This is a genomic window from Desulfovirgula thermocuniculi DSM 16036 (genome assembly GCF_000429345.1).
Lineage (GTDB): Bacteria > Bacillota > Desulfotomaculia > Desulfotomaculales > Desulfovirgulaceae > Desulfovirgula > Desulfovirgula thermocuniculi.
In genome coordinates this window covers 37,202-56,231 of sequence record NZ_AUBR01000007.1, presented here as the reverse complement: position 1 = coordinate 56,231, position 19,030 = coordinate 37,202, and the positions used below count along the sequence as shown (strand labels likewise).

At 65.6% G+C, this 19,030-nt stretch carries 30 protein-coding genes and 1 pseudogene; all 31 read left to right on the top strand.

Annotated elements, in window-relative coordinates; all coding sequences use genetic code 11:
- Nucleotides 1-29 precede the first annotated feature (29 nt).
- The 31 genes and pseudogenes from G454_RS0103080 to G454_RS0102925 all read left to right on the top strand — a co-directional run bounded on the left by G454_RS0103080 (nucleotide 30) and on the right by G454_RS0102925 (nucleotide 18,984).
- Nucleotides 30-206: a DUF433 domain-containing protein gene (locus G454_RS0103080; protein ID WP_245574293.1), complete on the top strand. Its 177-nt coding sequence runs from the start codon at nucleotides 30-32 to the stop codon at nucleotides 204-206.
- A gap of 118 nt (nucleotides 207-324) precedes the next feature.
- Nucleotides 325-897, top strand: a complete 573-nt coding sequence (locus G454_RS0103075) for a hypothetical protein (RefSeq protein ID WP_027717420.1) — start codon at nucleotides 325-327, stop codon at nucleotides 895-897.
- A complete protein-coding gene (locus tag G454_RS22030; RefSeq protein ID WP_051275802.1) occupies nucleotides 894-2,264 on the top strand; it encodes a DNA-methyltransferase in 1,371 nt (456 codons plus the stop codon). The genes G454_RS0103075 and G454_RS22030 overlap by 4 nt, the downstream gene beginning before the upstream one ends.
- A 28-nt stretch (nucleotides 2,265-2,292) precedes the next feature.
- The gene (locus G454_RS0103065; protein ID WP_156896633.1) at nucleotides 2,293-2,553 is read left to right on the top strand and encodes a hypothetical protein; all 261 of its coding nucleotides are present in this window, start codon (nucleotides 2,293-2,295) and stop codon (nucleotides 2,551-2,553) included.
- Nucleotides 2,554-3,040: 487 nt separating this feature from the next.
- Nucleotides 3,041-4,102 (top strand): RRXRR domain-containing protein, encoded by a 1,062-nt coding sequence (locus G454_RS0103060; protein ID WP_027717418.1) that lies wholly within the window; start codon nucleotides 3,041-3,043, stop codon nucleotides 4,100-4,102.
- 36 nt (nucleotides 4,103-4,138) lie between these two features.
- Nucleotides 4,139-4,834: a DNA cytosine methyltransferase gene (locus G454_RS17465; protein WP_051275801.1), complete on the top strand. Its 696-nt coding sequence runs from the start codon at nucleotides 4,139-4,141 to the stop codon at nucleotides 4,832-4,834.
- A 4-nt stretch (nucleotides 4,835-4,838) separates the two neighbouring features.
- Nucleotides 4,839-4,982, top strand: a complete 144-nt coding sequence (locus G454_RS22025) for a hypothetical protein (protein ID WP_211229922.1) — start codon at nucleotides 4,839-4,841, stop codon at nucleotides 4,980-4,982.
- On the top strand, nucleotides 4,975-7,053 hold the full coding sequence (locus tag G454_RS17460) for a VirD4-like conjugal transfer protein, CD1115 family (protein WP_211229921.1): 2,079 nt from the start codon (nucleotides 4,975-4,977) through the stop codon (nucleotides 7,051-7,053). The genes G454_RS22025 and G454_RS17460 overlap by 8 nt, the downstream gene beginning before the upstream one ends.
- A 49-nt stretch (nucleotides 7,054-7,102) precedes the next feature.
- On the top strand, nucleotides 7,103-7,339 hold the full coding sequence (locus tag G454_RS0103040) for a hypothetical protein (RefSeq protein WP_027717417.1): 237 nt from the start codon (nucleotides 7,103-7,105) through the stop codon (nucleotides 7,337-7,339).
- Nucleotides 7,340-7,345: 6 nt separating this feature from the next.
- Complete coding sequence (locus tag G454_RS0103035; RefSeq protein WP_027717416.1) at nucleotides 7,346-7,531, top strand: hypothetical protein; 186 nt, start codon at nucleotides 7,346-7,348, stop codon at nucleotides 7,529-7,531.
- A 5-nt stretch (nucleotides 7,532-7,536) separates the two neighbouring features.
- Nucleotides 7,537-7,746, top strand: a complete 210-nt coding sequence (locus G454_RS0103030) for a hypothetical protein (RefSeq protein WP_027717415.1) — start codon at nucleotides 7,537-7,539, stop codon at nucleotides 7,744-7,746.
- An 84-nt stretch (nucleotides 7,747-7,830) separates the two neighbouring features.
- Entirely contained in the window at nucleotides 7,831-8,043 is a 213-nt protein-coding gene (locus G454_RS0103025; RefSeq protein WP_156896630.1) for a hypothetical protein, read from the top strand.
- 14 nt (nucleotides 8,044-8,057) lie between these two features.
- Entirely contained in the window at nucleotides 8,058-8,864 is an 807-nt protein-coding gene (locus G454_RS20215) for a phosphoadenosine phosphosulfate reductase family protein (RefSeq protein WP_027717413.1), read from the top strand.
- Between the two features lie 182 nt (nucleotides 8,865-9,046).
- Nucleotides 9,047-9,769: pseudogene (locus G454_RS20205) on the top strand (Rha family transcriptional regulator).
- A gap of 24 nt (nucleotides 9,770-9,793) precedes the next feature.
- Nucleotides 9,794-10,459, top strand: coding sequence for a hypothetical protein (locus G454_RS0103005; protein WP_027717411.1), 666 nt, complete (start codon nucleotides 9,794-9,796; stop codon nucleotides 10,457-10,459).
- A 109-nt stretch (nucleotides 10,460-10,568) separates the two neighbouring features.
- Nucleotides 10,569-10,910 carry a hypothetical protein gene (locus tag G454_RS0103000; RefSeq protein ID WP_027717410.1) on the top strand — a complete coding sequence of 114 codons (342 nt, stop codon included), beginning with the start codon at nucleotides 10,569-10,571 and terminating at the stop codon, nucleotides 10,908-10,910.
- A complete protein-coding gene (locus G454_RS0102995) occupies nucleotides 10,873-11,337 on the top strand; it encodes a DNA N-6-adenine-methyltransferase (protein WP_027717409.1) in 465 nt (154 codons plus the stop codon). Before G454_RS0103000 ends, G454_RS0102995 begins: the two co-directional genes overlap by 38 nt.
- 45 nt (nucleotides 11,338-11,382) lie before the next feature.
- A complete protein-coding gene (locus G454_RS17445; RefSeq protein WP_051275799.1) occupies nucleotides 11,383-11,913 on the top strand; it encodes an XF1762 family protein in 531 nt (176 codons plus the stop codon).
- A 73-nt stretch (nucleotides 11,914-11,986) separates the two neighbouring features.
- Nucleotides 11,987-12,640, top strand: a complete 654-nt coding sequence (locus tag G454_RS17440) for a hypothetical protein (RefSeq protein WP_051275798.1) — start codon at nucleotides 11,987-11,989, stop codon at nucleotides 12,638-12,640.
- A 55-nt stretch (nucleotides 12,641-12,695) separates the two neighbouring features.
- Nucleotides 12,696-12,851: a hypothetical protein gene (locus G454_RS21270; RefSeq protein WP_156896629.1), complete on the top strand. Its 156-nt coding sequence runs from the start codon at nucleotides 12,696-12,698 to the stop codon at nucleotides 12,849-12,851.
- Nucleotides 12,848-13,333 carry a metal-dependent hydrolase gene (locus G454_RS0102980; RefSeq protein ID WP_027717408.1) on the top strand — a complete coding sequence of 162 codons (486 nt, stop codon included), beginning with the start codon at nucleotides 12,848-12,850 and terminating at the stop codon, nucleotides 13,331-13,333. The genes G454_RS21270 and G454_RS0102980 overlap by 4 nt, the downstream gene beginning before the upstream one ends.
- A gap of 20 nt (nucleotides 13,334-13,353) precedes the next feature.
- Complete coding sequence (locus G454_RS0102975) at nucleotides 13,354-14,157, top strand: hypothetical protein (RefSeq protein ID WP_035106696.1); 804 nt, start codon at nucleotides 13,354-13,356, stop codon at nucleotides 14,155-14,157.
- Nucleotide 14,158: 1 nt separating this feature from the next.
- A complete protein-coding gene (locus tag G454_RS0102970) occupies nucleotides 14,159-14,395 on the top strand; it encodes a hypothetical protein (RefSeq protein ID WP_035106694.1) in 237 nt (78 codons plus the stop codon).
- A gap of 6 nt (nucleotides 14,396-14,401) precedes the next feature.
- Nucleotides 14,402-14,869: a hypothetical protein gene (locus G454_RS0102965; RefSeq protein ID WP_027717405.1), complete on the top strand. Its 468-nt coding sequence runs from the start codon at nucleotides 14,402-14,404 to the stop codon at nucleotides 14,867-14,869.
- 818 nt (nucleotides 14,870-15,687) lie between these two features.
- Complete coding sequence (locus tag G454_RS21265; RefSeq protein WP_156896628.1) at nucleotides 15,688-15,843, top strand: hypothetical protein; 156 nt, start codon at nucleotides 15,688-15,690, stop codon at nucleotides 15,841-15,843.
- Between the two features lie 26 nt (nucleotides 15,844-15,869).
- On the top strand, nucleotides 15,870-16,607 hold the full coding sequence (locus G454_RS0102950; RefSeq protein WP_027717404.1) for a hypothetical protein: 738 nt from the start codon (nucleotides 15,870-15,872) through the stop codon (nucleotides 16,605-16,607).
- Nucleotides 16,608-16,674: 67 nt separating this feature from the next.
- On the top strand, nucleotides 16,675-16,923 hold the full coding sequence (locus G454_RS0102945) for a hypothetical protein (RefSeq protein WP_027717403.1): 249 nt from the start codon (nucleotides 16,675-16,677) through the stop codon (nucleotides 16,921-16,923).
- Nucleotides 16,913-17,176, top strand: coding sequence for a type II toxin-antitoxin system RelE family toxin (locus tag G454_RS17435; protein ID WP_051275796.1), 264 nt, complete (start codon nucleotides 16,913-16,915; stop codon nucleotides 17,174-17,176). Before G454_RS0102945 ends, G454_RS17435 begins: the two co-directional genes overlap by 11 nt.
- A 128-nt stretch (nucleotides 17,177-17,304) precedes the next feature.
- Nucleotides 17,305-17,649: a hypothetical protein gene (locus G454_RS0102935; protein WP_156896627.1), complete on the top strand. Its 345-nt coding sequence runs from the start codon at nucleotides 17,305-17,307 to the stop codon at nucleotides 17,647-17,649.
- A gap of 84 nt (nucleotides 17,650-17,733) precedes the next feature.
- Nucleotides 17,734-18,651, top strand: coding sequence for an ArdC family protein (locus G454_RS17430; protein WP_245574298.1), 918 nt, complete (start codon nucleotides 17,734-17,736; stop codon nucleotides 18,649-18,651).
- A 54-nt stretch (nucleotides 18,652-18,705) separates the two neighbouring features.
- Nucleotides 18,706-18,984 (top strand): LA_3696 family protein, encoded by a 279-nt coding sequence (locus G454_RS0102925; protein WP_084413215.1) that lies wholly within the window; start codon nucleotides 18,706-18,708, stop codon nucleotides 18,982-18,984.
- Nucleotides 18,985-19,030: the final 46 nt, after the last annotated feature.

The window sequence follows — 19,030 nt, the reverse complement described above, 5'->3', positions numbered from 1 at the left end:
TTTTCCAGGGAAAACCCATTATTCGGGGCATGCGGATAAAGGTGGAGAACGTACTGGCCCTCCTGGAGCAGGGTGCCACGGTGCAGGAGATCCTGAAGGAGTACCCCGACCTTGAACCCGAAGATATTCGTGCCTGCATAGCCTACGCCAGGCATCTGGTGGCCAACGAGGACCTGAGCGCGGTACAGGTGGAGGCGGTCCAGTAAGGAAAGTTAAGGGAAACCTTCCTGACGAAAGTCAGGGGTTTGAGGAAATTCTGCAAAGTGCCGGAGCTTTTTATACCCGGCTCTTTTTATTTTTGGGGAAAGGAGCTAAGGAACGGGTATGGTAGAGGAGATCTTCAATCTTTCCGGCCTGCCAAGCCGGCAGCTTGACGAATTGGTTGCGGAGAAGGTGCTGAGCCTGGAGGTGGTTTCGCGAAACTGGCCGTGCGGGCCGGAGCCAGAGTGCGGCCTGTGGAAGGCTTCGCCGGAACGGGAACCCGCCGCCCCGTGGTATCACACGCCTTCGCCCGTGGTTCGCCTGCCGGAGGACAGGTGGATCGACGAGAGCGAGGACCCGCTCCTGCGGGGCGTGACGGCTAACTACGCCGAGGAGCTGGATTTCTGGTTCGTCCCGGTACCCTTCTACTCCAGCGACTACGGGCTAGCGGCTGCCCTGGTGGAGCACCTGCGGGCGGCGGGATGTGAGATCCGCATCGAGGCCCGCGTGAGCGGTGGTCCCGCCTACGCGGTCGCCGTGTCCGATCCGTCCGGGAGGGAGGTCCGCGCGGCGGCGGATACCTTTGCGCGTGCCGTCTGCGAGGCGGCGGTGCTGGCGGTACCCGGAAGCGGGGCAACCGAACTCTCTCCACCCTTGCCGCCGGCGTCTGTGGAGCAGGAAAACGGGGGGAGATGAGAACTTTGGGTACCCACCGTTTCATCGTCGGCCACGTCCTGGACGCCCTCCGGCTCCTGCCGGGCGAGAGCGTTCACGTGGTTTGCACCAGCCCCCCGTACTGGGGTTTGCGCGACTTCGGTCTCCCGCCGGTCCCCTGGCCCGAGGTGGAGTACCGTCCGATGCCCGGCCTGCCGCCTATCCGCGTCCCCGCCTGGGGAGGCCAGCTCGGGTTGGAACCGACGCCGGAAATGTACGTTGCCCACTTGGTGCTGGTGTTCCGGGAGGTCTGGCGGGTGCTGCGGAGGGACGGCACGTTGTGGCTGAACCTGGGGGACAGCTATGCCGGGAGCTGGGGGAACTACCATCCACACAGCTCACTGGGAAAGCGTGGCCAGCAGCTGAAGGAGAGCTCCCGGTGGAACCGACGGGCGTATGAAGGGCGGGAGGACTTTCTGCCGCCCACGGCCAAGCCGACCGGCGGCCTGAAGGAAAAGGACCTCGCCGGCATCCCCTGGCGGGTGGCCTTCGCGCTTCAGGCCGACGGGTGGTGGTTACGGGCGGACGTGGTCTGGTCGAAGCCGAACTGCCTGCCGGAATCCGTGGGAGATAGGCCCACGAAGTCCCACGAATACGTCTTCCTGCTGGCAAAGTCTCCACGGTATTTCTACGATGCGGAAGCCGTGAAGGAACCCGCCGTCACGCATTTCTACGACAAGCGCTACCTGCCCGGGGCCCCGCCCCGGGAGCGAAGCAATGAGCCGTGGAACCTTCACGGGCCCCTGAAACCGCACAGTGGGTTCAAGGCGCTAGATACTACCTGCGGACGCAACCGCCGCTCCGTGTGGGAGATTAACACCGAACCCTTTTCGGGCGCTCACTTCGCGGTCTTTCCAAAGGCACTTGCGGAAATCTGCATCCTCGCGGGCACGTCCCCGATGGCGTGCCCGGCCTGCGGAGCGCCGTGGGAGAGGGTGGTGGAACGAAAGAGAACGCTGGATGGTGAGCCTGTCGAGCCGGGAGGGTGGCCGACCGAAGGCGGCCGCAGGCTTGGCCCGCAGGGCGTCGGCCACTGGCGCTTCGCGACCGCGGCGGAAACGGTGGGTTGGCGCCCCACCTGCTCCTGCCCGGGCAACGACGGCTCGGGCCGGTGCGTCGTACTTGACCCCTTCGGCGGGGCGGGCACTGTCACGCTGGCGGCTATGGGCCTGGGGCGCGATAGCGTGTACATCGACCTGAAGCGCGAGTACGCCGAACTGGCCCTTGAGCGGTGCGGGTTCAAGGGTAGTGGCAGGCTCTTCGACAGCCATGATTGGTCGCTGGAGGAGATTCCCCCGGCGGGGGCCGTTCAATCCCCCTTCTCAGAGGGGGCGGTGGCAACTCTGTGACGCAGTTGAAGTTTGGGAGGGGTCAAAAATGCCTAGTACCCACACAGGCACCACAGCCATGACGGAAACCGCGGGCAACCCCCTTCCCGCCGCCCGCGCGGGCCTGCGCGCGGCGGTGCGGGAGCTTCTGGCGGTTGCGCGGGAGGTGGATCGGGAGCTGACCACGCCCGTGTTCACCTACCGCGAAGCCGCCCGCCTGGTGGCCCGGCTGGAAGAGGCCGCGGGCCGGGTGCGGCTGGCGGCGAATTCGCTGTATTACGCGGAGGAGAACCCATCCCGGCGCCGTTAACCAGGCCGCCGCCATAATCGCACAGGTGGGCCAGAAACTTCTCACCCCCGGCCCGGCAAACGGGGCGCCCAAGAACAGCGCCCTTTCGTTTTTTCGCCAGGCTGCACAGGACCGTGGCTGGCCCGGCGCGGTTTTTTCGCTCTGGCGGGCTTCGGCCCCGACCTGGCTTGCGGATTCTAGCCCGGGCGGGCTGTCCCCTGCTCCCCGCTCCCAAGGCCCGCAGGTCAACCACCCCTGACTGAAGTCAGAGGCTTGCTTCTGGCCTGAGTTGGGGGCCCGGTTTGGCGGGGCCGGGGGCAACTGGCTGACCAGGCGGCCCGGTTCGCCGGGCAGGGGTCCGCGGGGCTACCAAGGACTTCCGGGTGTTTCGCCAGCCCGGACTATCTCCGGCAGAACCGCTCAATGCCGCGGCCGGCCAAGACCGGCCTAAGCCCTGCGGACAGCGCCGAGGCGACAATCACTCCGAAAGGAGGCCGTGTATCGGCAAATGTCTACCAGCATCACCAGAGTGCCCGTTGTGGGCGTGGACGGCAGACCGCTCATGCCCACCACGCCGCGAAAGGCCAGGCTGCTCATCAGGGACGGCCTGGCGGTGCCCCGGCGCAACAAGCTGGGGCTTTTCTACATCCAGATGCTGCGGCCCGTGGGGACTAGGACGCAGCCCGTGGCCCTGGCCGTGGACCCTGGGGCGAAGTACGACGGCGTGGCCGTGGCCTCCCACCGCAGAGTGGAACTGCGGGCCATGGTGTTTCTGCCCGACGACGTGCCGCGTAAGATGGAGACCCGGCGGAACCTGCGCCGGGCCAGGAGGTACCGCAAGACGCCCCGCAGGCCCGCACGCTTCGACAACCGCAGGAGGAAGGGCTACTGGCTGGCCCCCACCCAGCGGTTCAAGGTGGAGGCGCGCCTGAAAGTGGTGCGGGAACTGTGCCGGATCTACCCCGTGCAGCTCATCGTCACCGAGGACGTGCGGTTCAACCACGCCAGGGACAGGAACGGCAAATACTTCTCCACGGTGGAAATCGGCAAGACGCTCACCTACCGTGAGTACCGCAAGCTGGCGGAACTGAGGCTGGTCGAGGTTTCCGAAACGGACGCCTGGCGTGAGAGGTTCGGCCTGGAGAAGCGTACGGAGAGGAAATGCGAGCAGGTGCCCGAGACGCACGCCAACGACGCGGCGGCCATGCTGATGGGCGTCACCGGGTGTGCGCACAACCCCGCGGCACCCTTCTTCGTGTGGCGCAGGCTGAGGTACGCCCGCCGGAGCCTCTTCCGACAGAACCCGCAGAAGGACGGCGTGCGGCCCCGCTTCGGAGGCACCGCCAACGGCGGCTTCTTCCGCAAGGGCGACTGGGTGGAGGCGGAGAAGGCCGGAAAGGTGTACCGCGGCTGGGTGTGCGGCCTGCCCACCGAGACCACGAAGCTGGTGGGCGTGGCGGACGCCGACGGGAAGCGCATAGGCCAGTTCAGCCCGAAAAAGGTGAGGCTGCTGGCCAGGTCGACGGGATTCTCGTGGAAGGAGGTGGCGGCGCATTCCTCCCCTGAATGAATTCAGGGGAATCCTGCGCCGGAAGATCTTGAATACGTGCCGCGGAGCGGGGCCTTCAGGGTCGGGCGGTGGGACGAGCCGGCCACCACCGTCACCGGCTCGGCCAGCGTGCGGGGGAGCAATGCCATGGCCGCAGTTGCCGACCCCCGCCTGCCACATAGAGACAACCGCCACCCGGCCGTTTACCGGGTGGTCAGGTGGAACGAGCCAGGACCGTGCGTCACCGGAGCCAGGTTTGGGAGCGGGGCGCCGGCGGTGGGCGACCCAAGGCTCGGCTGCCGCCCCCGTACCGGCGCCTACAAGGTCCAGGCGTGGGACAAGCCTGCGGCAACCGTAATCGGTGCCGGGGACGTGCACGCAGGGGCGGCCGCAGTGGCGGACCCGCGCATCCCGGCTGACCACGAAAGGCCGGACCCGCCGCCAGTGATCATTGCCCTTGACGGAACGTGGCACCGACCCCTTACCACTCTGGAGCTGGCGGCCCTGCAGGGTTTCCCGACCACGCTGCCCGACGGCAAGCCTTTGGTGCTGGCCGGGAAGTCGGACGCCAGGTGGCGGGAGCGGATAGGCAACGCCGTACCTCCACCGGCGGCCAGGGCCATCGGAGAACAGATACTTTCCGCACTCCTGGTCAGCGCAAAGGGAGAGTGGGCCCTGGGCAGTACCGGGGTATGGGTGGCCCCGGTGCCTTTCCGGGATCAACAAATCATCCCTGCCGGAAGGGAGGCTTGAAAGAGTGCAAGGTGGACCCCGCAAATTCCCCCGCGCCTTCTGGCCCCGCCACCCGGCCACCAGGGTCGTGCCCGACAAGCGCAAGGAGCTGTCCCGGCGCGCCTGCCGGAAATTCAGGCAAAGAAAAGAGGTGCATAGCCGTGCGTGACCTTCTTTCCCGCATCCCTTCCCGCCTTCGTCCTTTTCTTCCCCTTCTAGCCCTGGCCCTGGGCGCCGCCCTGGTCCTCCTGGCCGCGCTCTACCCCGGCCTGGTGGCCCTGATCCTGGCCGCGCTGTTTGCCGCCCTCCTCGCCCGCCGGGTGCAGGACCCCGGCAGGCGCGCGGGCCTGGCCCTGCTGCCCCCGGCCCTTGCCCTGGGCCTGGCCTGGGGTGCGGCAGGCGTAACGCAGGGGTTCGCAGTGGGGGCAGCCAACTTGGCCAAAAAGCCCGCGCCACCGCCGCCCTCCTGGCAGGTGTGGGTTTCGAGCAAACCCGCTCCCGGCCCGGCGGATAAGGCGGGCAGGGCGTGCCTGTACGCCGGGGCGGTCCTGGGCCTGCTCCTGGTTGCGGCCCTGCGCTCCAAAGAAGCGCACGACGAGAGGCACGTCCACGGCCTCCCCGTGGCCGACAGCGCAGCAAAGGGCACGTCCAGGTGGGCCGGGGACAGGGACATCGCCCACGTCGCCGAGTTCGGCCCGCCGAAGGAAGGACCTCACGGCGGCGGCACGGTGGTGGGCAAGCTCAAAGGGCGCATCGTGCGGCTTGTCCCCGACAAGTGCGTGCCGCCCCTGCCCCAGCACGCCCTGGTGGTAGCGGGCACGGGCGGGGGCAAATCCTTCAGCTTCGTAATTCCCAACGCCGTGGCAGCGGCCTGCGAGGGGGAAAGCCTGGTGCTGACCGACCCCAAAGGGGAGCTTGCCTGCACCCTGGGGCCGTGGCTGAAAGCGAAAGGGTACCAGGTGTACCTGTTTAACCTGGCCTACCCGGAGTGGTCGAGTTGCTGGAACCCGGTTCTGGAGTGCAGGGATGACGAGGAGATCACGGCCTTCGCCACGGCCATCGTACAGAACGCGGCTAAGGACAAGGCGGGCTACTTCGTCATGAAGGAGATCCAGCTCCTGAAGGCCCTGGTCTACCTCCTCCGGGCCGACTTCCCGCCGGAGCAGGCGCACTTAAGGGCCGCGCTTTCGCTCCTCTCCTGGCCCGTGGAGGCGCTTGACGAGCGCTTCGAGCGGGCCTACCGGGAGGGCAGGCTGCCCCAGGAGGGCTACGAGGAGTGGCGCGGGGCCGTGTCCAGCAACTACGACAACGCCGTGAGCGGGCTTTCGGCCAAACTCAACGTGGTGCGGAGCGAACCCGTGGCCCGGCTGCTCTCCCGCCACGAGATCGACCTCTCGGCCATCGGGAAGGAAAAAGCGGCCCTGTTCTGCGTGCTCCCCATCGGCAGCGCTCACCTGAAACCCGTCCTGGCCACGTTCTATTACTTTTTCTTTCGCCGCCTCTACGGCCTGGCCGCCGAAAACGGGGGCAGGCTGCCCAACCCAGCAAGGTTCCTCCTCGACGAGTTCGCCAACATCGGCCAGGTGCCGGGTTTCACCGAGGTCATCTCCACGGCTCGGAGCCTGGGCATCAAGATCCAGTTCGTGCTCCAGGGCTTGAAGCAGCTCCAGGACGTGTACGGCGCCGCCGAGGCGGAGGCCATAATCTCCAACTGCCCGATTCAGCTCTTCCTGGGCGGGGACGACCTGGCCACGACCAGGTATTTCTCTTCCCGGCTAGGTGAGGCGGCTGTGTACGCCGAATCGGAGCGCAAGGACGTGACCATGCCCTGGCAGAAGGCCACGGAGATACCGAAACGCACGGAAAACGTGGTCAGGCGCCCCCTCATGCAGCCGGAAGAGCTTTCCCGAATGAAACCGCTGGACGCGGTGTGCCTGGTGCGCTGGTGCCTGCCTCTGCACCTGAAGAAACTGGGTTGGGAGGAACTTCCCCAGGCGCGCGAGATCCAATCCCTGGCGGCGAAGATCCTGGCGGAGCTGTGCCCCGCCAGGCCGGAGTTCCGCGTGGAGCTGCCGCCCGTGCCGGAGGTGCAGGGGCCGCCGGAGGGGCTGCCGGAGCGCAGGCGGGGCAGGAAACCCGCGCCGCCGCCTGCGGAGCCGGAGCTGGAAGTGGAACCCGAAGATGACGACGACCTGTCCCCTGAGCGCGTTAAGGCAGCAAAGGACCTGGGACTGCTCTAGCACGCCCGGCAAAAAGCGCCGGGCTTTTTTCCTTCAGGGGGTGATTTTCGTGTTGCAGGGTGAGCTTTTCGTGAGGCTGGAGGAGCTGGTGGTGGGCAGGACTTACGCGGTGGACTGGGGCCGCGAAAAGGGCACCGGTGGGGACACCATGTACCCGCCCGAAGGTGAGTGCGTCTTCGTACACCCGAAGGGGTTCTTCGCCACCTTCCGCACCCGCGAGGGCATTCCTTTCACCGTGCACCGCGGCGCCGTTTTGGCCTGCGGGACGCGCATAAGGGAGGCGTAGAGGCGCATGGGCACGACCAGAAAAATACCCGTCGTCATCAAGGTTTGCGCACGCTGCGGCGAAGAATTCATGGCCGCGCCCCGCCGCGCCAACGCCGTGCGCTACTGCCCGGCCTGCGCGGCGGCGGCAAGCCTGGAGGCGCGGGTGCGGAGGTACGCTAGGCTGAAACTTCAGCGCTGGAAGGGAGGCTGAACCAGTTGCGGTGTCCGGTTTGCGGGAAGGAGCTGACCGCGGGGCCGGAAGAGCAAATCGTGCGGTTCGTTCCCGGCGCGGCACTGGACTTGCGCAGTCTCGACTGGGAAGAGCAGGCATATTTCCATTCCCCCTGTGGCTGGGTAGTAGTCAAACTCAATGGTGTCAAGCCGGGAATGCCGGCGGGGAACACCGGACGGCGGGAGGGGGTTTAAGCCGCGCCGGGACGCAACTACCGCCGGGGCTACCGGGCCGAACTCGCGGCCAGGAGGGAGCTGGAAAAACAGGGCTACCTTGTGGTGCGCGCAGCCGGGAGCAAGGGGCCAATTGACCTGGTGGCTGTAGGGCCGCGGGACGTACGCTTAATCCAGGTCAGAAGAACCAGGAAGGGCAGCAATGGCCTTGCTAGTGCCCTGCGGGAACTGGAGAGGGTGCCCGCGCCGCCCGGAGTGACCAGGGAAGCCTGGCTGTGGCGGGACGGGCAGGGTTTCGTTGCCAGGGAGAGAGTGTAGGAGGTGGGAGCATCGTGTACCTGCAACAGCGCCTCTTCCCGCCGCCCGATCCCGCCTTTCCTGAAGGGGAACCCGCCTGGGCCGTGGCCTTCAGCGGGGGCAAGGACAGCACGGCCCTGGCCTTCCTGGCCCTGGACGCCGCGGCCCGCCTGGATCCGCCGCCGCGTATAGCAATCATCTACGCCGATACGGGCGTAGAAATCCCGCCGTTGCGGGATTCCGCCCTGCGGACTCTCGCCTTCCTGCGGGAGGAGGCCGCGGCCTTGGGGGTTCCGTTTGAGGCGGTAATCGCCTCCCCGCCGCCCGGAAGGGACTTCTGGTACTGGTACCTGCGCGGGTACGCTTTCTCTCCCGAGGCCTGGGCGCGGATGCGGTTTAGGTGGTGCAGGGACAGACTCAAGGCGAGGCCCGTGGTGGCTACCCTGCGGAAGCTCGGCGGCCCGGCCCTGCTACTGGGCGTCCACGCTGGAGAATCGCGGGGGCGGGCAGAGGCCCTGGCCGCGGGAGGGCAAAAGGGAGTCTGGTACCCGGTAGCCGGGTGGGACGCAGCGGCGGTCTGGGAGTACCTTTTCCGCCGGGCGCCCGGCGTCGCCCGTGAGTTGGCCCTGCTGTACGGCCGCCCGGGGGCCCGGACTGGCTGCTGGGTGTGTCCAGCGCGGCCCGCCGGGGAGCAACTGTGCCGCTTGGCCCGCCTGCCCGGTTGGGAGTGGCTGGGAGAGTTAACTCGATTGCGGGAGCGGGTGTTGGCGGCCCGGGATCCGGAAGAGAGGCGGGACGTGTATCAGGAGTGGCAGGGCTTCGTGGCCAGGGAGAGGCTGTAGGCCGGGCGGTAGAGACCGCCCGGCCTTTGTTTTTGTGGGGCCAAGTCCCGCAGCGGAAGGGAGGGTTGGCCGGGAGAAACCGCGCGGCTCCGGAAGAAAATTTGCGAAGGGAGGGGTTTCAAGTGCGCTTTCTGGAACCGGTTAAAGACGACCTGGGTGTAGTCATCGTCAACGGCGTGCCTATGGCTAGCAGCAGGGCCGTGGCCAGGAATTTCGGAAAAACGCACGCCCACGTCTTGCGTGACATTGAAAACATCCTGACCGAATTTAGCAACATGGCCCATGAAAGGAAAATCAATCCATCCAATTTTGGATCGATTACCCGAGAACCCAATCTCCCCAAAGTTGAGGAGATTGACCTGGAAGCGTGGAAGAGGAAAGTCGTCTTGCGTCACTAAACCGACCGCCGGGGGCGCAGGCAACCGGAGTACTTCATGGACCGGGACTTCTTCATGCTCTTAGTCATGGGCTACACGGGACCCAAGGCCATGCGGATCAAGATGCGCTACATCGAGCGCTTTAACCTGATGGAGGAGTACATCTTCTCCCGCAACAAGGCCCGCAAGGAATTCCGGGCGCTGACAGATGCGATCAAGGCTTCTCGCCAGGACGCGCAATTCTACCACTACAAGAACGAAGCCGACTTGATTAATCGTATCGTGCTGGGCATGAGTGCCAAAGAGTACCGCTTGGCGCACGGCATACCGCAGAGTGTGCCCCTGCGGGATTGCCTCACCCCGGAGCAGGTGCGGGCGATAGAGATACTGCAGGGTTACGACACCGGGCTCGTCTACAAAGGCCTCTCCTACCAGGAGAGGAAACAAGCCCTCCAGGAACTCTACAACCGCGTCAAGGCGCTTGGCCTGTCCGGGCCGGGGAACGTGCAGGCCCTGCCGGGCAACTGACCGGGCCGGAAGGGAGGGGTTTCCTTGACCAAGAAGCAAATCGCCGCCGAGCTGGTGCGCACCAAGTTTCAGGTGCGCAGGCTCCTACGGGAACTGTACTGGAACGCCTGGAAGCTTAAAGCCATCGAAGGGGCGCTTCCTGGCTTCCGGGCACCGCAGTACCGCGTTGCCCTTCCCGCTGTGAGGTCCTTCAAAAGGAGCCTGGAAAACCTGATGGGGTTGTGCAAAGAGTACCTGGCCTTCTGCGGGCGGTACGCCCTCGCACTCCTGGACGCCTACGAAGAGGCCGGGGCAACCCTGCACGACCTGGCCCAGATCCTCAACTGCAGCGTGCAGATGCTGGAGGAATGCAGGGAAGAGTTTGAACGTTTGGGTAGGAAGGCGCCGGGCTTCTTTGTGTTTGCAGTTTTCACGTGGAAGGCGGAGCACCGCTCCAGGAAGCAGGAGTACGACGATCCCATATCGGAGGGAGAGGAACAACCCCTGTTTACGGCCATCATGTTTCACTTCGCCCGGAAGCTGGAAGAGGATCGGGAGTTCGCGCGTACTATGTGGGAGAAACTTGAGGCAACTTTTCCCGAAATCCGGGGTCATCTGTACACTATGGTGGAAAAGCCAGGCGGGGAGGTGCGGGCGGAGAAATATTACCCGCCGCTGAAGGTCATCAGAGGCGGAAAGGCCGCCCGTTAGCAGCAAGCCGGGCGGTCTTTGTTTTCAGGGGGCAGAAGAAGAGGGGTTTCCGTTAGGCCTGGTGGCGCTGTGCATGTCAAAAAAGCGACGAAAGGCAGGTGGATTGTCCATGGGACGCAAACTCCTCGCCGCCTCCGCGCCGGCGGCCCCTGAGCGCCTGCCGCGCGCGGGGAGGGCGGAAAACGTGATGGTCTACCGCTTCTTCTGCTGGGAGTGCTTCCGCACCGTAGTCTCCGCGGATGACTTCCCGCCCCTGTGCCGCAGGTGCGGCAAAAGGATGGAACTCGTGGCGGCCTGCTTGATGGGCGCCCGGGAGGCCACAGAGCTGGAGCGGGCAGAGCGGGAGTACGAGGCCGAGCGCCGACGCAGGGCGGAGATGGCCAGAAGGAGCGCTGCCGGGAGGGCGTGTGGCCGTGTTCAACAGGGTGCTTTTCTCTTCGGCCACTTCTGAATGGGAAACGCCGCAGGAACTCTTTGCCCGGCTTCACGCCGAGTTCGGCTTCACCCTGGACGTATGCGCCCGGCCCTGGAACGCGAAGTGCACGCGCTACTTCAGCCCGGAACAAAACGGGCTGATCCAGGAGTGGGCACCGGAGACGTGCTGGATGAATCCCCCATATGGCCGGGAAATAAGCAGGTGGGTACGCAAGGCGTGGGAAGAGGCGCAAAAGGGGGCCACGGTGGTGTGTCTGTTACCTTCGCGCACGGACACGGCCTGGTGGCACGAGTACGTCATGCGTGCCGCGGAGATACGCTTTATCCGCGGCAGGCTGCACTTCGAGGGTGCGAAAAACGGCGCGCCCTTTCCTTCGTGCGTGGTGGTTTTCCGGCCCGGCTGCACCGGGCCGCCCGTGATAAGGAGTATGGCCGCCCGGTAGAAAAGAAAGCCGGGCGGCTTTTGTTTGCAAGGAGGGGGTCGCCGCATGTTCTTAGTGCCCGACTGGGACGGCCAGTTCCGCTTTTCCGACACGCCGCCCGGGCCGCCACCCTCGGCCAAGCACTTGGAAATGCGGCCCGTTCCATACCGGATCGCGCAGGCGTTCGTGGAGCGGCACCACTACCTCGGCTACGCCCCGCCGGGAGCGCGGGCTTGCCTGGGTGTCTGGTACGGGGACCGCCTGGTGGGGGTGCTGGTGTTCGGCAGGCCGTCGGCCAGGCTGGAGGATCAGCGGCACACCCTGGAACTCACCCGGATGGTTCTGCTGGACGAGTGCCCGCGCAACTCGGAGAGCCGCGCCCTGGCCCTGGCGGTGAAGTGGGTGCGCAGGAACATGCCCGGAATCCGGCGGCTGATAGCCTACGCCGATCCGGGTAGGGGGCACCAGGGTACGGTGTACCGCGCAGCGGGGTGGCGGCTTGTAGGCCGCACCGCTGGCGGGCGGTGGACCCGCACCGGGCGGTCGCGGAGGGATGCCGCCGCGGGGCCGAAGTTAAAGTTCGAGTTGATTTTTTAGCGCGCCGCAAAGCCGGGCGGCTTTTTGTTTTCAGGAGCCGATTCTGCTGCGGGAAAGGAGGGCCGGGAGAACGATGGTTTTCATGATCGGCGACACGCGCGACCGCCGCGTAGTCGAAGTGGCGGCCTCACTCGGCTGGGGGCGGATGTTCCTGCTCAAAGCACCGAATCCTTATCCCGGCGAGCCGTGGGGCTTCGATAACGGCGCCTTCCGTTGCTACCTGCGCGGCGAGCCGTTCGACCGCGACGGCTTCCTGCGGCGGCTGGAGAGGGCCTACGCGGCGGGCAGGCCGTACCTGGCGGTGGCGCCGGACATCGTGGCGGGAGGCTTGGAAAGCCTGGAGTTTTCCCTGCGGTGGCTGGAAGAATTACCCCGCGACTGGCCCTGGTTCTTGGCCGTACAGGACGGGATGGGGTTGGCCGACGTGGAGCCGGTTCTGCACCGCTTCGCCGGCATCTTTCTCGGCGGCAGCAGCGCCTTCAAGGCCACGGCCCCGCACTGGGCCACGCTGGCCCACCGCCACGGCAAGAAGTTCCACTACGGGCGGGCGGGTACGCCCAGGAAACTCCTCCACGCCCTGCACAGCGGTGCGGACTCGGCGGACTCCTCGTTCCCACTGTGGAGCAAGGAACGGCTGGCCCGGTTCGTGGCGTGGTGGAGTTTTTTCTCGCGGGGCGGCGGTCAACCCGCGCTGTGGCCCCCGGAGGTTTGGGCGCCCGCGCCCTGAATCCGGCGGTTTTTCTTTTCGGGAGCTAGAAACAGCACTTTCGCAAGAGAGGGGGATGAACGTGCAAAAGAGGGTATGCCCGTCCTGCGGCGGCCCGCTGGAGCCGGAAGCGTGTGTAGTTGTCCTGCCCGGGCGGGGGTGGGAGGTAGTACCCGGCTGGCGGTGCGTCGCGTGCAGAAAGAAATGGCCGGAGGAGGGTGACCGCGCATGACAGGCAAAACCCACGCCGCCGCCGGGGCCTTCCTCGGGGCCCTGGCGGGCAAGCTGGTCGGGGAGCCTTACCTTGGCCTAGCCCTGGGTGCCTTGGGCGGGCTGCTGCCGGACGTCGACCACCCGGGAAGCTGGGCGGGCAGGCGCCTGCGCCCCCTGGCCGTGGTGCTGGAGGCGCTTTTCGGCCACCGCACCATCACCCACACCCTCTGGTTCGCCCTGGCCCTGGGTGCGGCGGGCCTCTTCCTGGGCGCTCCCCTGGGCGCCGTGCTCTCCGCTCCCGCCTGGCTCTGCGCCCTGGCGCTCTTCCTGGGGGCGCTCTCGCACCTGGCGCTAGACGCCTGCACGCGGAGCGGGGTAGAACCCCTGGCCCCATTTTTACCGTGGCACCCCAGGGGGCCGGTGGCCACGGGCGGCCTGCTGGATTATCTCCTGGCGGCGGCGTTCGTGCTGGTGGCGGCAGGCATAACGTTTAAATTCTGAGGGAAAGGAGAGTAGTTTATATGCTCAAACCCGAAGGCTACACCCCGAAAGCTGACACCTTCGAGTACCTTTACCACGCCAAGGAGCGCGGTTTGGCAATCGAAGCCGAGGTAGCTGGCGTGGCCTACCCCAACGGCTCCCCCGCGTGGCTGCTCACTTTTCCCGGCCTGGACGGCGCGAGGGGCCTGGTGCCCGCATCCGAAACGGGGTTGGGCAGTCCGCAACTCATGCCGCGCTTCGTGGGCCAGAAGATCCGGGTAAAGGTGAAGGGCCTGGACCGCGAAAGCGGCCTTGCCGCCTGCTCCCGAAGAGAAGTTGTGGCGGAAGCGGAGGAGCGCCTGAAGGCAGAACTCCGGCCCGGCCAGGTCATTGAGGCGCTGGTGCGCGCCGTGCTGCCCAGGGACCGGGAAAACGGCAAGCCCGCCAGGCTGCTCCTGGACGTGGGCGGGGGCGTGCTGGTGGAGATACCCTACAGGAAGGCAGCAGTAAGCCAGGCCCGGTCCCTGGCCCAGCAGTTCCCGCCGGGCAGTACGCTGGAGGTGGAGGTAGTCTCGGTTGAACCGCTGGTTGTAAGCCCGGTAAAGAAAACCGACCCCTGGCAGGCTGCGCCGGACTTCCACCGGGGGCAGTTCCTGGCCTGCACCGTGGTGGCCGTGCGGGGTAGCACTGTTTTCCTGGAGCCGGACCTGGCGCCGGGCGTGGTGGGCATCGCGCCCGTGCCCCTGCGGGGCGCCGTGGCCCGCGGCGACCGCGTTACCTGCGCCGTGGCGAAGTTCGACCGGGAGAAGAAAAAGCTCCACCTGCGGCTGAGGGGGCGGATCTAACGTGCGCTACCCGTCCCTGACGTTTAGGCAATGGCAGGCGCTGGTGCGGCACTTCGCGAAGGAGGCGCGCGGCCTGGGCGGCCCCGTAGTCGTGGGAGTAAACCGCCTGGGCCGCCCCTTCACGGCCCACTTTCACCCGGCGAGGCGGCTCAAACCCGGCCAGGTGGCCCGGCTGGTGAAAAGGTTAGGATTGACCCCGGAAGAATTCCGGGAGTGGTACGCCGGAAGAAAGCGGTGATGCGGTATGCTCTACATCGAGCCGTGCCGCGCGCCGGGGTTCATCACGTCTCCCCGCGTGGAGGAGTTCGTGCGGTTCCTGGAGGCCACCGGGGGCGCACCTCCCGACGCCTGCCACCTGCTCTTCCGGCGCGCTGCCGGGGATCTTTTCAAGAAGGCCAGGGGAGCGGGTTGTGCCGTGCAGGCCCGCCTGGGGCCTTCAGTCCTGTGGCTTCCGGCGGGCCACCGCATAATTGACGAGCGCGCTTTTCGTGAACAGGAAGCCCTGGGGTGGTTCTACGCCCGGCTGGTGCAGGCGGGCGGAAAGCTGGAAAACGGCACGGTAGTCTTCCCGAAGGGGCAGCGGGGCAGGGCTTTCACCAGGGGAAGCGGTATGCAGGTGGTGGTACGGATGGAGGGCGGGGAAGTGTACGCCTGCGATGTGGTGGACCTGCGGGTGAGGGAGTTGGGGAGGTGCATCCGGCGGGAACGCTAGCAAGCCCGGCTTGACCGGGCTTTTTCTTTTTTTTGGGCAAAAACCTTTGACTTTCCCTGCTGGGGCATGCTATAATCAGGCTGAGCCTTTGAGGAGTCTTGCTCCACTTCCCCTGCTTCAGCAGGGCAATCCGGCCCGGTGTTTGCATCGGGTGCTGGCTACCATCCCCGCCTGAAGGCGGGCAATCCGGCCCGAACCAGCCGCCACTGCGGCCGGTCCGGGTGCTGGCTACCTCCCCCCGGAAAGGGGGCAAGTGCGCCCGTTTTCGGGCGCGAATAAAAGTTTTGCGAGTTGAGCGGCCAAGCGCTGCGAGTTTTTTGAACTAAGCGGTGTTGGCCGCTTTTTGCTTTTTCGCGAAAGCCGGCCGTAGCAGACGCGCCAGGGACCGAACTGCCCGGCGACACCGCGCCGACGGGGCACCGCCGGGCCACGGAGGAGTATCCCCGCCCGACCGGGCGACACCGCACAGACGGGGCACCGCCTGGCGGCGGGGGCCAGGCCGGCACGGAAAGCTACGAGAGAAGCCCGGCGCGCGGGCTGTGCGAAAAAGCCTGCTGGCCGGGCTTTTCTTGCGTGAGACAAGGCAAGCGCGGGGGCGTTGACCCCGGGAAAGGGGGTGAGCGCCTTGAAGGAGCTGCTGTTGCTGGCGTCGCTGGTTTTCCTTTCGGCGGCAGTGTTCGTGGAAAAACTCCACGGGCTGGTCGCAGAAAGAGAAAAGGCGGCGCGCAAGCACCGCCACTCCTAAAAGGCGAATCCCCAGCGGGGGGAATGCCCCCGCCCCTTGCCTTGAGCATACCACAAGGGAAGGGGCGGAGTCAATGGAATACCTCCGCACGGCAGTGCAGGCTGTTGCCGCCTTGGGCGGCGTGGTAAGCGTGGTCCTGTACCTTCTTGAGCGTAAAGACCCGGTGAAACGGGTCGAGCACCTGGTGGCGGCTGCGCTTGCCGCGGCCATCCTGGCGGCGGTGAAGTGAGAGAATTTCCGGGAGGAGGAACGAAGATGCGTGAGATCCTGGTGCAAATTGCCTATCGATTGGGAGAAGCCCCCAACAAAGCTGCGGAGTTGACCCTTCGCCGGGGAGAGATCAATGACCAACTCCACAAAGCCTTGGACGCCCTGAAGGAAACCGAAGCCCGCGTGGCCGGGGAAGTGGCCGCCGAGCGCAACGGGGACGGCAGGCCACTTTACCCGAACGAGCAGGCCCGGCAGGCAGAGATAGCCCGCCGCCTGGCCGCAGATCAGGACTACCAGGCCCTGCGGCAGGAAGCCGACCGCCTGCGCCAGGTCCTCCGGGAGATCGACGCCCGGATAGAGGAGACTGGCCGCAGGCACCGCAGCGACTGCCAGATGGCCAGCCTGGTGGCGGCGATGCTGAACGCGGGCCTGCGGGAGGAGGCCCTGGCCGTGCTGGGGGCATACGCCGAAGGGTTGAAGGCCGGACAGGGCGAAAAGCCCGGCGAGGGCCAGGGTACCCAGGGCCAGGACGACACCCAGAACGCCCAGGGCCAAGACGGAGCCCAGGGCCTGGCCGAAGGCACCTTCAAGGTGCTGGAGGCCAGGGCCAACGATAAAGGCGTGGTGAGGGCCTGGTGCGAGGGCCCGCAGGGTAAGGTGGCGCTGTTCGCAAAGAACGGTGCCGCCAAGATCCTGCAAGCCGCGGTCGGCAAGCGGGTCAAAGCCCACTACCGCGCCCTGGACAAGGGCCTGTTTGCCGTGGCGGTGGAGGTAGTGGCATGAGAGAAGGCGGCCCGGGAAAACCGGGCCGCCTCCAGAAGAGAAAAACCGGCGAAAGGGAGTGGTATTTTTGCTGGCGAGCGGCTATAATGGCCTTGGGGTGAGTAATATGGCCGTGCCACGCGAATTCGTTAAAGCCATGATCGACCGGCTGACCGACGAGCAGGTGCAAGCCCTATGGGTAATTCTGGAGTCTATGGCCTGGCCCGTCGAGAGAATTACGCCGGAAGAGGCCGCGGAGATCGAGGAAGCTCTGGCCGAGATCGACGCGGGCAAGGGCGTGAAGGCCGAAGATGTTTGGAAGGAACTTGGAATTTGAAATCGTATTCTCCCCCAAGGCCGTCAGGCAGTTAAAGCGGCTGGACAGGAGCACCCAGGAGAGGATTCGGAAGGCAATCGAAGCCAGCCTGCGACCGTTCCCGCCCCGCGGCGATATAGTCAAGCTGGAAGGATTCAGCGGGAGATACAGGTTGCGGGTAGGCGACTGGCGGGTAACCTTCCGGTATAACTTCGCGCAGAAGGAAGTCCACATTGCCGAGGTTGTTCACCGGAGGGAAGCCTACCGGAACTGAGACCTGAGAGTTTAAAGCGGCCCATTTTTACCGGGCCGCTTCCCTTTTTCGGGCCGACCCCCGGCCCGCAATATCCACTCTCACGAAAGGAGGGAGTGGGGCGGGCCGGGCAGGTCCGCCCCAGGAATATGACTAAACCTGTTAACCGGCTAATTAGCGAGACTGCCCGGTACGCACGCCGGGCCGGTAAGGATATTACCGAAGCGGATGTGCGGGATCGATGTGAAAATTACGTCCGCAGGTACGGGGAAGAGAAAGCCCTGATTGCCCTGCGGAACACCCTGGAATCGTTTAAAGAGCGGGCCAGGCTGGAAGAAACCAGGCTGTTCTGGCTGATAAGGGCCGAGTGCCTGCAGAAATTCGGGGTTGCGCTGGCCAACCGGCGCACCTTCAAGGCCGAACTCCGGGAAAACCCCGGCCTGTATGAGAGTGTGCCATCGGTGCAGGAGTACCAGCGACGGTTTTGCAATTGACTAGGGCCACCCGGCCCGCTCCAAAATCCCTAGCTGGAAGGAGGGAAAAGGGGCGGGCCGCAGGGGGAGGCCCGTCCCGTGGAGATGAAGCTGGAGAGGTTGGCGAAATCGAAAGACCGGAAGGTTCGCGAGCTTTATGACCGTTTGGTGGAGGGCGTTAGGGCGGTGCTAAACCGGGCCGATTGGCGGGCGTACCTGGATATGCTTGCCCGGTTCCGCCAGTATTCTCCCGCCAACGTGGCCCTGATTCTGGCCCAGAAGCCGGACGCCACCTGGGTTGCGGGTATCCGCACCTGGAATAGTTTGGGCCGAAGGGTCAAACCCGGCGAAAAGGGCATCATGATCTTCGCCCCTACCCTGCGGAAAGTTACCGTGCGTGAGGAAACCACCGACCTGGAAACCGGGGAGATCCGGGTGGTAGAACGGGAAGAGGAAATCCTGGTAGGCTTCCACGTCACCCACGTATGGGACGTGTCCCAGACGGAGGGCAAACCCCTGCCAGAGCCGCCCAGGTTTACGGGCAGGGTTTCCGGCGACCAGGCGGCCAGGTGGCTGTGGGACCGCTTGCTAGCGGTCAGCCCCTTCCCGGTGGCCTGCGGGGAATTGGTAAAGTTGGCAAATCCCTACGCCCTGGGGGAGTTCCACCCCGGCACGGGGGAGATCCGCCTGCACCCCGGCCTGGAGGGGGACCAGGGCCTGCGGACCAAGGTCCTCCTGCACGAAATCGCTCACGGGTTGGCCTACAGGCTGGGCCTGGACGGGCAGGAGTACCGCAAAACCCTGGGGCGGGAAGTGGCCTACCAGCGGGGGGAGGCCATAGCGGAAGGGGCTGCCTACATCGCCGCCTCCCACTTCGGGCTTGACACGTCCGGCTACAGCTTCGAATACGTTGCAGGCTGGGTGCGGGACGCGGAAAAGCTCCTGGAGTGGGGCGAAGCGGTGCAACGGGTAGCTAGAACATTGATAAAGCTAGTAGAGAGCGCGGGGGAGAAGGCCGCATAGGCTTTTCTCTCCCGCCGCATTTGGGTAAAATGGGAGGTGAGAGGGGTGAACGGGATGGCGATCATCCTCCACGTCCCCGAGGCCCTGCGTGCCAAACTAGGCGAGGACGGCACCAGGGAGCTGGTGGCCCTTCTCGACCAGGCCGTGAGGGGATTGCGGGAAAACATCAGCGAGACGGCTGCCGAGAGGCTTGAGCGGCGGCTTACAGAAACCAAGGCCGAACTCAAGACCGACATGGCCAACCTGAAGGCGGACTTGATTAAGTGGATGTTCGTTTTCTGGTTGGGCCAAATAGCGGGAGTTTTCGGGTTGCTTAAGCTGGTGGTGCGTTGAACAAAAAGCTGAGCGAGTTCGGGAGCGTCCGGTAAAAGCCGGGCGC